10 protein-coding genes are annotated in these 11,609 nt (G+C 63.6%); 7 read left to right on the forward strand and 3 right to left on the reverse strand.

The window, feature by feature from the left end:
* The first annotated feature begins 97 nt into the window (after positions 1-97).
* The 4 genes from AB1286_RS13765 to msrQ all read left to right on the forward strand — a co-directional run bounded on the left by AB1286_RS13765 (position 98) and on the right by msrQ (position 5,446).
* Positions 98-2,323 carry a cytochrome c biogenesis protein ResB gene (locus AB1286_RS13765; protein WP_430363786.1) on the forward strand — a complete coding sequence of 742 codons (2,226 nt, stop codon included), beginning with the start codon at positions 98-100 and terminating at the stop codon, positions 2,321-2,323.
* A gap of 15 nt (positions 2,324-2,338) precedes the next feature.
* On the forward strand, positions 2,339-3,520 hold the full coding sequence (gene ccsB / locus AB1286_RS13770; RefSeq protein WP_430363787.1) for a c-type cytochrome biogenesis protein CcsB: 1,182 nt from the start codon (positions 2,339-2,341) through the stop codon (positions 3,518-3,520).
* A gap of 192 nt (positions 3,521-3,712) precedes the next feature.
* Positions 3,713-4,717 (forward strand): protein-methionine-sulfoxide reductase catalytic subunit MsrP, encoded by a 1,005-nt coding sequence (gene msrP / locus AB1286_RS13775; protein WP_430363788.1) that lies wholly within the window; start codon positions 3,713-3,715, stop codon positions 4,715-4,717.
* 18 nt (positions 4,718-4,735) lie between these two features.
* On the forward strand, positions 4,736-5,446 hold the full coding sequence (gene msrQ, locus AB1286_RS13780) for a protein-methionine-sulfoxide reductase heme-binding subunit MsrQ (protein WP_430363789.1): 711 nt from the start codon (positions 4,736-4,738) through the stop codon (positions 5,444-5,446).
* 76 nt (positions 5,447-5,522) lie between these two features.
* Here the strand turns inward: msrQ and lysA are convergent, their stop codons facing one another.
* Together lysA and lptM are read right to left on the reverse strand one after the other, a co-directional pair.
* Positions 5,523-6,785, reverse strand: a complete 1,263-nt coding sequence (gene lysA, locus AB1286_RS13785) for a diaminopimelate decarboxylase (protein ID WP_430363790.1) — start codon at positions 6,783-6,785, stop codon at positions 5,523-5,525.
* Positions 6,786-6,799: 14 nt separating this feature from the next.
* A complete protein-coding gene (gene lptM, locus AB1286_RS13790) occupies positions 6,800-7,078 on the reverse strand; it encodes an LPS translocon maturation chaperone LptM (protein ID WP_430363791.1) in 279 nt (92 codons plus the stop codon).
* Between the two features lie 43 nt (positions 7,079-7,121).
* On the opposite strand from lptM, the gene cyaY reads away from it, so the two are divergent.
* Positions 7,122-7,439: an iron donor protein CyaY gene (gene cyaY, locus AB1286_RS13795; RefSeq protein ID WP_430363792.1), complete on the forward strand. Its 318-nt coding sequence runs from the start codon at positions 7,122-7,124 to the stop codon at positions 7,437-7,439.
* Between the two features lie 16 nt (positions 7,440-7,455).
* Here the strand turns inward: cyaY and AB1286_RS13800 are convergent, their stop codons facing one another.
* Positions 7,456-9,888, reverse strand: a complete 2,433-nt coding sequence (locus AB1286_RS13800) for a penicillin-binding protein 1A (RefSeq protein WP_430363793.1) — start codon at positions 9,886-9,888, stop codon at positions 7,456-7,458.
* A gap of 215 nt (positions 9,889-10,103) precedes the next feature.
* Between AB1286_RS13800 and AB1286_RS13805 the strand changes: the two genes are divergently transcribed.
* Together AB1286_RS13805 and AB1286_RS13810 are read left to right on the forward strand one after the other, a co-directional pair.
* A complete protein-coding gene (locus AB1286_RS13805) occupies positions 10,104-10,907 on the forward strand; it encodes a hypothetical protein (RefSeq protein ID WP_430363794.1) in 804 nt (267 codons plus the stop codon).
* Positions 10,904-11,584, forward strand: coding sequence for a hypothetical protein (locus AB1286_RS13810; RefSeq protein ID WP_430363795.1), 681 nt, complete (start codon positions 10,904-10,906; stop codon positions 11,582-11,584). Before AB1286_RS13805 ends, AB1286_RS13810 begins: the two co-directional genes overlap by 4 nt.
* Positions 11,585-11,609 lie beyond the last annotated feature (25 nt).

An 11,609-nucleotide genomic window follows, 5' to 3' on the forward strand; every position in this document is an offset into this window, starting at 1 on the left:
GAGATCTGGGGCCATCGCCGACACGTGGGGCCGGCCGATCGCGAAGGATAAGGCTGGGGCGGCGAATAAGCGCTTGCTTCGGTCGACGGGAGTTTGAATGAGCGTTAGTACGTCTGGTTATGAGTTGAAGTCGGACCGCCGGGTCCTCAAGCACGCGATCGAGCTGCTCAGTTCGATGCGTTTCGCTATCGCGCTGCTCGTCATATTGGCGATCGCGAGTATCGTCGGGACCGTGCTGACGCAAGACGACCCGTATCCCAACTACGTCAATCAATTCGGTCCGTTCTGGGCCGACATCTTCCGCGCCGCCGGTTTGTTTACGGTCTACAGCGCGTGGTGGTTCATGCTGATCCTCGGCTTCTTGATCGTGTCGATCTCGCTTTGCGTGATCCGCAACTCGCCGAAGATGATCGCCGACATGAAAAGCTGGAAGGACAAAGTGCGCGAGGGCAGTTTGCGCGCCTTCCACCATAAGGCGGAGTACGCCGCGGGCGCGTCGCGCGCCGAGACGGCGCAGCGCCTGTCGGCGCTCACGGGCAAGCTCGGCTACCGGTACGTCGTGCGCGAATCGGACGGCGCGACGCTCGTGGCCGCGAAACGCGGGGCGCTGTCGAAGATCGGCTACATCTTTGCGCACCTGGCGATCGTCGTCATCTGTATCGGCGGCTTGATGGACAGCAATCTGCCGATCAAATTCCAGATGTGGCTGTTCGGCAAATCGCCGATCTCGACGAGCGCCGTCATCAACGACATTTCCGACGCGCATCGGCTCGCCCCTTCCAATCCCACCTTCCGCGGCTACGCGTGGGTACCCGAGGGGCAGCACGTCTCCACCGCCATCTTGAACCAGCCGACCGGCTCGTTGATTCAGGATCTGCCGTTTTCGATCGAGCTCAAGAAGTTCATTGTCGACTACTACTCGACGGGCATGCCGAAGCTGTTCGCGAGCGATATCGTCGTTATCGATCATCAAACGGGTAAGCGCACTCCGGCACGCGTCGAAGTGAACAAGCCGTTCGAATACGACGGCGTGTCGATCTATCAATCGAGCTTCCAAGACGGCGGCTCGCAGATGTCGATGACCGCTTGGCCGATGACGGGCGACGCGACGAAGACGATGCCCGTGAGCGGCGCGATCGGCACGTCCGCACCGCTGTCGGCTTCGATGCCCGGCGTGAACGGTCAAACGGTCGAATTCGCCGATTTTCGTGCGATTAACGTCGAAAACGTCACGAACGGCAGCGGGCAGACCGACGCACGCGGGGTCGTCGTCCACCATTCGGTCGAACAGATGCTCGATGCAAGGCTGGGTTCGGGGGCAAAGTCGTCGAAGCAGATGGACCTGCAAAACGTCGGTCCGTCCGTCCAGTACAAGATTCGCGGCACCGACGGGCAAGCGCGCGAATTCAACAACTATATGTTGCCGGTCGAGGTCGACGGTGCGCGCTACTTCCTCGCGGGGATGCGCACTACACCGAACGATCCGTTCCGCTATCTGCGCATTCCGGCCGACGATCAAGGCGGCGTGACGCAATGGATGCAACTTCGTGCCGCACTCGCCAATCCTGATTTGCGCACGCAGGCGGCCCACCGGTTCGCCGAGCGTTCGGTCGCCGATTCGAATCCGGAGCTCCGCACGCACCTCGAGGAGAGCGCCGCACGCGTGCTGAATCTATTCGCGGGCGCCGACGAGAGCGCGACGAAAATGGCGCCGGGTATGGCGCCCGGCGGCTTCCAGTCGATCGCCACGTTCATCGATCATTCGGTGCCCAAGGGCGAGCAAGAAAAGGCGGCTTCGTTGCTGCTGCGTATGCTCGAAGGCTCGACCTGGGATCTGTGGCAGCTCGCGCGCGAGCGCGCCGGCGAGCCCGATGCCAAGGCGACGGCTAATGCGAGTCGCTTCGTGCAAGATTCGATCAACGCGCTTTCCGATAGCTTCTTGTACGGATCTCCCGTCTTCTTGCAGCTTGATTCGTTTAAACAGGTGCAGGCGTCCGTGTTCCAGCTCACGCGGGCACCGGGCACGAAAGTGGTGTATCTTGGCAGCTTGCTGCTCGTGGCGGGCATCTTCTCGATGTTCTACGTACGCGAGCGGCGGCTCTGGTTCTGGCTCAAAGACGCGGCGGCGGGTACGACCGTCGTCATGGCGATGTCGACGGCTCGCAAGACGCTCGACTTCGACAAGGAATTCGCGACGGTGCGCGACGCGGTCGGCGCCTCGCTCGGTGCGGCGGCGCACGATGCTCCGGCGTCGCTTCATTCCGGCGCGCAGGACGGCGCCAAGCTGCCGGCGCTCGAATCGTCCTCCGGCTCGCAAGACTGATACTCGGTATTCACTATGGACCTGACCCACGTTTCTCGATCCAGCCCGGACGCCAATGTAGTCGCCGGCGCGCTGGACGAACGATCGTTCCTGCGCCGCCTCGGCGTCTTCGATTGGCTGTTCGCGGTGCTCGTGGCTGGCGGCGCCGGCTTCGCGCTGTCCCGCTATCACGCGTACATGAACTACTACGACAAGCTCGTGCTCGTGTGCACGGTGCCCGCGCTCGTCGTGCTCGGCTGGCGCTGGAAGCCGGCACGTGCGCTCGCCGTCGGTATCGCGGCGCTGTCGCTGCTCTCGCTACAGATCTATCACGGCGATCTGGCGCGCGCCGATTCGGCCTTCTTCCTCAAGTACTTCCTCTCGAGCCAGTCGGCGATTCTTTGGATGAGCGCATTGTTCGTCCTCGCCACGCTGTTCTACTGGATCGGGCTGCTGTCGCGCTCGCCCTCGGGGGCTGCGATCGGTTCCTCGCTGACGTGGTTCGCCGTGCTGATGGGCTTCACGGGAATGATGGTGCGCTGGTACGAGTCGTACCTGATCGGCACCGACGTCGGCCATATTCCCATCTCGAACCTTTACGAAGTGTTCGTGCTGTTTTGCTTGATCACCGCGCTGTTTTACCTGTACTACGAGCGCCATTACGCCACGCGTTCGTTGGGCGCATTCGTGCTGCTCATCATCAGCGCGGCGGTGGGCTTCCTGATGTGGTACTCCGTTGCGCGCGACGCGCAACAGATCCAGCCGCTCGTGCCGGCCTTGCAAAGCTGGTGGATGAAGATTCACGTTCCGGCGAACTTCATCGGTTACGGCTCGTTTGCGCTGTCGGCCATGGTCGGCGTCGCGTATTTGCTCAGCGAGCGCGGCATCTTGACCGACCGCCTGCCGTCGCTCGTCGTCCTCGACGACGTCATGTACAAGTCGATCGCAGTAGGCTTCGCCTTCTTCACGGTGGCGACGATTCTCGGCGCGCTCTGGGCCGCGCAGGCCTGGGGCGGTTATTGGAGCTGGGACCCGAAGGAAACATGGGCGCTGATCGTATGGCTCAACTATGCGGCTTGGCTGCATATGCGTCTAATGAAAGGCTTGCGCGGCACGGCCGCGGCCTGGTGGGCGCTGACGGGCCTGCTCGTGACGACGTTCGCGTTCCTCGGTGTGAACATGTTCCTGTCGGGGTTGCATAGCTACGGCAAGCTGTAACGCGTCACCCTGCGCCGATTTCGATCGCGCCCCATCTGATGAAACCGCCGCACGGTTGCTCCTGCGGCGGTTTTTTTTCGTCAGTCGAGGGAATTCGATGCATCCAAACGGTGTTGGCGCCGGTATATACGGCAATGGGCTTGCCATGACGAGCGAATCGGCGGCCCGGTTTCTTTCTTCGGGAGCAGCATCGTGTTGATCAAACGAGAGCAGCGCATCTTATTGGCCGGCGACGACATCGCCGCAAGCGAAATTACCCCGCGCGCGGTGTTCGAGAACCGGCGGCGCGTCTTGCAAGCGGCGGGCGCCGCGAGTTTGGCCGTTGCCGGAGGCGCGCTCGGATTCAGCCGCGCCGCATTCGGCGAATATGCGTCGCCCAACCCCAAAGCGCAAAAGCTCGCCGCCGCGACGAACGCCAAGTTCGTCGTGCCGGAGAAGGTGACGTCGTACCAGGACATCACGACCTACAACAACTTCTACGAGTTCGGCACAGGCAAGAGCGACCCCTCCGAGAACGCCGGTACGCTGCGGCCTCACCCTTGGCGTGTCAGTGTCGAAGGCGAGGTTAAGAACCCGAAGGTGTACGACATCGACGAGTTGCTCAAGCTCGCCCCGCTGGAGGAGCGCGTGTACCGGCATCGCTGCGTGGAAGGGTGGTCGATGGTCATTCCGTGGGTCGGCTACCCGCTTGCGGAACTGATCAAGCACGTGCAGCCCACGAGCAACGCCAAGTTCGTGCAATTCATTACGCTTGCGGACCCGTCGCAGATGCCGGGGATCGCCGATCCGATCCTCAATTGGCCGTATTCCGAAGGGCTGCGCATGGACGAAGCCGTCAATCCGCTCACGCTGCTGACGATGGGCGTGTATGGCCAGGTGTTGCCGAATCAAAACGGTGCCCCGATTCGGGTCGTCTTGCCGTGGAAGTACGGGTTCAAAAGCGCGAAATCGATCGTCAAGATCCGCTTCGTCGATAAGCAGCCGCCGACCAGTTGGAACACCTACGCACCGAACGAGTACGGGTTTTATTCGAACGTGAACCCGAACGTCGATCATCCGCGCTGGAGCCAAGCTACCGAACGGCGGATCGGCGAGGACGGTTTTTTCCAACCGAAGCGCAAAACGTTGATGTTCAACGGATACGGCAGCCTCGTTGCCTCGATGTATCAGGGCATGGACCTGCGTAAATACTTCTAAGCGGAAAAGGAGCGCTTCATGGCAGTCGATACCCAGACGCTGATGGGCGACGAATCGCGTAACGCGCGTGTCGCACCGGGCACTCGCGCGGCCGGGGCCGCCGCGCGTCGAACCGGTGCGCAGCGCTGGATCGGGCCGGCCAAGATCGGCGTATTCGTTGCCGCTTTATATCCGCTCGCCCGCATCGTGCTGTTCGGTTTGACCGGTCGTCTCGGGGCGAATCCGATCGAGTTCATCACACGCTCGACCGGACTTTGGACGCTCGTTTTCCTATGCATCACGTTGGCCGTTACGCCGGTGCGCCGGCTCACGGGCATCAACGCTTTGCTTCGATTCCGGCGAATGCTCGGCCTCTATGCTTTCTTCTACGCGGTGCTGCATCTGACGACGTACGTGTGGTTCGATAAATGGTTCGACGTTGCCGAGATGCTCAAGGACATCGGAAAGCGTCCGTTCATCACGGTCGGATTCATGGCGTTCGTGCTGCTGATCCCGCTGGCCGCGACGTCGCCGCGTGCGGCTGCGCGTAAGCTGGGCCGGCATTGGCAGACACTGCATCGCGCCATCTATCCGATTGCCGCGCTCGCCGTCTTGCATTTCTGGTGGATGCGGGCCGGCAAGCACGATTTGATTTTGCCGAAGACCTATGGCGCGATCGTTCTCGCGCTGCTCGGCTGGCGCGTGATGATGTGGGGCATGGCCAGATTCGATGCGCGCAAGCGCGCTTGATTTGCCGCCCATAAGACAAAGGGCCGTCGCGTCGCGACGGCCCTTCTTATCAGTGCGGTGAGCGCGGTCGGTGCGATCAGCGCGGCAGGATCGATTCGCCGGCAAACAGTTCGGGCACGGTCTCGCGTGCGCGAACCAGATGGACGTCGTTGCCGTCGACCATGATCTCGGCGGCACGCGGCCGTGTGTTGTAGTTCGAGCTCATGGCGAACGAGTAGGCACCGGCCGAGCGAATCGCAAGCAAGTCGCCGGGCTCGATCGCAAGGGAGCGTTCGCGGCCGAGCCAATCGCCGCTCTCGCAGACAGGACCCACGACGTCGTAGACTTGCGGCGCGGTTTCGCGCGGCACGACGGCATCGATCGCGTGATAGGCGTGGTACATGGCGGGGCGCGCGAGATCGTTCATGGCGGCGTCGACGATCGCGAAATTCTTTTCGGCACCCGGCTTCAGGAATTCGACCCGCGTCAGCAAAATGCCGGCGTTGCCTGTCACCGAACGACCGGGCTCGAAGAACACGTCGCGGTGGCCGTGGCCGCGCGCTTCGATACGTTCGAGCAGCGTGCGCACGAACAGACCCGTGTCGGGCGGCGTTTCGTTCGAGTACGTAATGCCCAGTCCGCCGCCGACATCGATATGACGAATTTGCACGCCGTCCGCTTCGATTTGCTCCACCAGATCGAGCAGTTTGTCGAGCGCGTCGATATACGGGGCGATCTCGGTGATTTGCGAGCCGATGTGGCAGTCGATCCCCACTACCTCCAGGTGCTCGAGTGCCGCCGCCGTACGATAAGCCGACCGCGCTTCATCGAACGCCACGCCGAACTTGTTCGCTTTGAGCCCGGTTGAAATGTACGGGTGCGTTTTCGGATCGACGTCAGGATTGACGCGCAGCGAGATCGGCGCTTTTTTGCCGAGTTCGCCGGCGACCTGATTGAGCCGGTCGAGCTCGGCGATCGACTCGACGTTGAAGCACTTTACGCCGGCTTGCAGCGCCTGGCGCATCTCGTCCGCGCTCTTGCCGACGCCCGAAAACACGATGTCCTTCGCTTGACCGCCCGCCGCGAGCACACGTGCCAACTCGCCGCCGGAGACGATATCGAAGCCGGCGCCCAGGCGCGCGAAAACGTTCAGCACGGCTAGATTGCCGTTGGCTTTGACGGCGACGTGCACGTGGGCTCGATGTCCCTCGCATGCTTTCGCATAGGCTTCATACGCCTCGGTCAAAGCGGCCCGCGAGTAGACGAAAAGCGGTGTGCCGAAACGTTCGGCAAGCGTAACGGCGCTGACGCCTTCGGCGTGCAGCACGCCGTCGACATAGGCGAAGGCGGAGTGAGACATGCGAAAGTCCTGCGTTATTGATCGGAAGCGGGGCTCGATGCTGCGGCCGGCGCGGCCGTGTTGCCCGTAGCGGGCGCGGTGCCGAGCGAATCGGCGGGTGCGAGCGTGAGCGGCGCCTGCGAACCGTTGCCTACCGCCGGTGCCTCGGGCACGGTGCGAACGCCGGGTTTCTCAGGCAGGGGCGGAACGCTCGGCAGGTAAAGCGGTCCGCGTTGACCGCATCCGGTCAGCGCCGCGCTTGTCGCAACGGCCAAAGCCGCTACAATCGCGCTCATCCTGAAAACGACTCGCATGACTGTGTCTAATGAGCTGTGAGTTCAACCGGCGGAGTTTAGCATGACCGACAGCGACTACCTTTCCCGTGCGGAAGCCGTACTCTCGAGTATCGAGGCGGCCGTCGACGATAACGACGCCGACATCGAACTCGAGCGCAGCGGCAACGTACTGACGCTCGAGTTCGAGAACGGCTCGAAGATCATCGTCAATCTTCAGCCCCCGATGCAGGAAATCTGGATCGCCGCGAAGGCGGGCGGCTTCCATTTCCGATACGTCGACGGACATTGGACCGATACGCGCAGCGGCCGCGAGTTCTTCGAGGCGCTGTCCGACTACGCCACGCAGCAAGCCGGCGAGCGCGTGACGTTTTCCGCTTGACCGCCCGCGTGGCGTTTCACTGAGCGGCGCTCGGCTGCGAGGGGCTGGGCGGTTCTTCGTAGTGGCCCGCTGCGGCGGGTTCCGCGGTTTCCGCTTCGCCGTCCGAGCCGCTATGTGCCGCTCCCGCATGCAAGGCGGCTTCGCTGATGCCGACCGTCGACACGAAACCTTGCCCCGGCAAGAACGAATCGAAGTACAGTTCGCCGCCGATCGTTGCGACATCCGACGGCATCGGCATCTGATACTCGGGTACGCCTTTCAACGCTTGGCGCATGTAGTCCATCCATACCGGCAATGCCACGCCCCCGCCGGTCTCGCGATCGCCGAGACTGCGCGGCGCGTCATAGCCGATCCACGCGATCGCCGTGAGCGTGTGCTGAAAGCCCGCGAACCAGGCGTCGCGCGAATCGTTCGTCGTCCCAGTCTTGCCGGATAAGTCCTTTCGTCCAAGCTCGTTCGATTTCGCGCCGGTGCCGCGTTGCGCGACGCTTTGCAGCAAGCTCGTCATTACATAGTCGTTGCGTGCATCGATGGCCCGCGGGGCATCACGCTCGGCTACGATCGGTTGGGCACGCGCGAGGACGACGCCGTCCAGATCGGTCACTTCCGAGATTAGATAAGGATTGACGCGATACCCTCCGTTCGCGAATACGGAGTAGGCGCCGGCCATCTGCAACGGTGTGACGAGGCCCGCGCCGAGCGCCATCGGCAGATAAGGCGGATGCTTGTCGGCGTCGAACCCGAAGCGCGTGATGTACTGCTGGGCGTAATGCGTGCCGATATGCGACAAGATCCGAATCGAAACCAAATTACGCGACTTTTGCAGCGCCGTGCGCATCGTCATGGGGCCGTCGAACCGGCCGCCGTAGTTCTTGGGCTCCCACGGACGTCCCCCCGTTTCCGCCGCGCTGAAAAAGAGCGGCGCGTCGTTGATGATCGTAGCCGGCCCGAGCCCTTTCTCGAGCGAGGCCGAATAGATGAACGGCTTGAAGCTCGATCCGGGTTGGCGCCAGGCTTGCGTGACGTGATTGAACTTGTTTTTGCCGAAGTCGAATCCCCCGACGAGTGCGCGAATGGCGCCGTCGCGCGGCACCATCGAAACGAATGCGCCTTCGACTTGCGGCAACTGGACGATCGACCACGCGCCGGCTTCGCTTTTTGCGAGGCGTACGATCGCGCCCGGACGCATGCTGCTGCCGGTTTTGGCCCGCGCGCCTAGCGAGGGCGCCGCGAAGCGCAAGCCTTCGCCGCTGACGCTCGCCTGCGTGCCGTCCGCTAGGACTGCTCGTACCTCGCGTGCATCCGCCGCGACGACGACGCCGGCGACGATCTCTCCGTCGTCGGGGTATTTTTCGAGCGCGGAGGCGATGGCGTCGGCGCGTTTTTCCGTATCGTTCGGGAGCGCTATATAGGCCTCGGGGCCGCGATAGCCATGCCGCGCGTCGTAGCCCATTAGGCCGGCGCGCAGCGCACGGTAGGCGCTGTCTTGATCGCCCGAATCGATTGTCGTGACGACGCTGAGGCCTCGGGTGTACGCCTCGTCGCGATATTGCGCGACCATTGCTTGCCGGACCATCTCGGCGACGTACTCGGCATGCACGCTGAATTGTTGCGCGGGCGCGGCCGCGACCGTCAACGGTTCGGCGACGGCATCGTCGTACTGTGCGCGCGTGATGTCGTGCAACGCCAGCATGCGCTGCAAGATGTATTGCTGGCGCAGCTTCGCGCGCGCCGGATTGACGACGGGATTGTAGGCCGACGGCGCTTTCGGCAGGCCGGCCAGCATCGCGGCCTGCGCGAGCGTGATGTGTGCGATGTCCTTGCCGAAGTAGACCCGCGCGGCCGATGCAAAGCCATAAGCGCGCTGCCCGAGATAGATCTGGTTCATGTAGACCTCCAGAATCTGATCCTTCGTCAACTCGCGTTCGATCTTGTACGCGAGCAGCATCTCGTAGATCTTTCGCGTGTAGGTCTTCTCGCTCGACAAAAAGAAGTTGCGGGCGACTTGCATCGTGATCGTGCTCGCGCCCTGAGTGGCATGACCGTTGGTCAGCGCCGCGACCCCGGCCCGCACGACGCCGGCTAAATCCACCCCGCCGTGATCGTAGAAGCGGGCGTCTTCGATCGCGAGGATCGCTTGCTTCAGATAGGCCGGGACGTCATCGATATGCACCACGTCGCGTCGTTCTTCGCCGAACTCACCGATGAGGACGTGATCGGCCGTATAGATACGCATCGGCACCTTCGGCCGATAGTCGGTCAGCGCATTGAGCGCGGGCAGCCGCGGCGTCACGACGATCAGTGCATAAAGCAACACGAGTGCGCACGAGACGGACGCGAACGCGACGGTGCCGAGACCCCAGAGCAAAAGTCTCGTAAACCAGCGGCGACGCCGGGCAGGCGTGGGCGGCGGGGGCGACGGCGGGAGGGGAAGCGGCTGCGAATCCATAGCGAAACTGACGTGCGATGGCCGCGATTATAGCGGTGCGAGGTGAAGCTTTCGATTGGCTTAACGGCAGATGGGCTTCGGGGTGTCGCACAAGGCATCGCGATCGCGTTGGCCATCCGGCCGAATTTTCCCCCGGCACGGCGCTGCGCACAATGGCTCGCCATCGGCCGTTGCCGCCGCTCATCTCGAGCGTCCGGCCGTTGCGAGGAAATGCCATGCTGATGAGAAATATCGCGCCCTCTCCCATGCGCCGCTTCGCGGCCGGCATCGACGTCGGTCCGCTCGAAGTGCGCCTAGTCATCGCCAGTCGCGCTCGCCGAGGCAGGCGGCCGATCGCCGTCGAATGGATCGCGTTCGCCCCGCTGGCACCGGGTAGCGTGTCCGGAGCCGATCTCGTCGATCGCGCGGCGGTCTCGCAGGCGTTGTCCTCGCTTTGCGCTCGGTGGCCGCGTCGCCGCGCCATGCGCGGTATGCCGTGCGCCATGGCGATTCCGGCCCGGGCCATGGTGGAGTCGGCCCAGGCGGTGAACCCGCAATTGGAAGCACGCGTCGAGGCCGCCTCAGCCGCAGGCATTGCGCTCGCGGCCGTCGATTGCGAGCCGTCGGCTGCGTTGCGCGCACTCGTCTATGCGGCTCGCTGCATTCTGCGCCCGGGTGCAAGATTCGTCGCGCTGTGGGCGGGGTACGACGGTGTGCACGGCTGGCGCGTGGCCGACGGTGCGGTACGCGCGAACGTGCGCTTTCCCGGCGGCGAGCACGGCGATCTCGAGTCGGCGCTGCGTGCGCTGGCGGATAACGAGGTGCTCGATCGGGCGCTGGTCGGCGGCGATATTCATTTGTTTGAGCGCGTCGGTCTTGCCTTGGCGGATATCGGCGAGTGTGTCGGCTGTACCGCGGTTCCGTTCGAGTGCGCCTCGTTCGGCATCGGAGGCCGCACGTCCGGTTGCCATGCCGATTGGCGCCGCGCCGCCGGGTTGGCCGTGGCTTTCGGGATGGCACTCGGTGGAGTGTCCGAATGAGTACGATTTCCATCGAACAGGCAGCCTGGGCGGATGCAGCTGGGCCGGATGCGCTTAGCGGGTTCCATGCGCCGCCGCCCCGCACCGCGGTTGCGCGCCTCGCATCGCATCGATATCTGATCGACTGCGCGGTCGCGACAATGGTCGGCGTATCCGCGGCAATCGGCTGCGCCACGCTCGGCACGACCGGCGAGCATGCGAGCGCACGGCGCGCGACGCTTGAGCGGGAACTCGCCGAACTGTCGTCGCCGCTCGCCGAACTGGCGCGTTTGGAGCGAGCGGGCGAAGCTTCGCGCGCGAGCGCTGCTTTAGCCGCGGCGCAGGCGCGGCCCTACGTCGAATTACGTGCATTGCTCGAGACGCTGAGCCGCGAAGCGCACGCGGACGTGACCGTCACGCGCCTGCGGCAAACGCCGGAAGGCATCGAGTTGCGGATCCTGGGCGCGAACAGCGCCGCCTGCGCGTCGTGGGTCGGCGGTCTCGCGCGCACGCGGCAGTGGCAGAAGGCGGAGATCGTCGAGTTGAAGTTCGTCGCCGCGCCCATCCATGCGCATTCCGGTCGGACGGTCGAAGCCACCGTACGCTTGCCCACGGGCGCGTCGTCTCCTTCATCCCCCGTTGCGCAAAGACGGATGGCACGTGGCGTGGATGAGCGCGATGTTCGGAGCCGACCATGACCTTTATCGCGGTTCATCGAGCGGT

This window comes from Trinickia sp. NRRL B-1857, from assembly GCF_050470685.1.
Taxonomy (GTDB): Bacteria; Pseudomonadota; Gammaproteobacteria; order Burkholderiales; family Burkholderiaceae; genus Trinickia.

Bases quoted from the DNA above. Each gene is read 5' to 3' on its own strand.
- AB1286_RS13765 (WP_430363786.1), top strand. From the start codon at position 98: ATGAGCGTTAGTACGTCTGGTTATGAGTTGAAGTCGGACCGCCGGGTC.
- ccsB (WP_430363787.1), top strand. From the start codon at position 2,339: ATGGACCTGACCCACGTTTCTCGATCCAGCCCGGACGCCAATGTAGTC.
- msrQ (WP_430363789.1), top strand. From the start codon at position 4,736: ATGGCAGTCGATACCCAGACGCTGATGGGCGACGAATCGCGTAACGCG.
- lysA (WP_430363790.1), bottom strand. From the start codon at position 6,785: ATGTCTCACTCCGCCTTCGCCTATGTCGACGGCGTGCTGCACGCCGAA.
- lptM (WP_430363791.1), bottom strand. From the start codon at position 7,078: ATGCGAGTCGTTTTCAGGATGAGCGCGATTGTAGCGGCTTTGGCCGTT.
- cyaY (WP_430363792.1), top strand. From the start codon at position 7,122: ATGACCGACAGCGACTACCTTTCCCGTGCGGAAGCCGTACTCTCGAGT.
- AB1286_RS13800 (WP_430363793.1), bottom strand. From the start codon at position 9,888: ATGGATTCGCAGCCGCTTCCCCTCCCGCCGTCGCCCCCGCCGCCCACG.
- AB1286_RS13805 (WP_430363794.1), top strand. From the start codon at position 10,104: ATGCTGATGAGAAATATCGCGCCCTCTCCCATGCGCCGCTTCGCGGCC.
- AB1286_RS13810 (WP_430363795.1), top strand. From the start codon at position 10,904: ATGAGTACGATTTCCATCGAACAGGCAGCCTGGGCGGATGCAGCTGGG.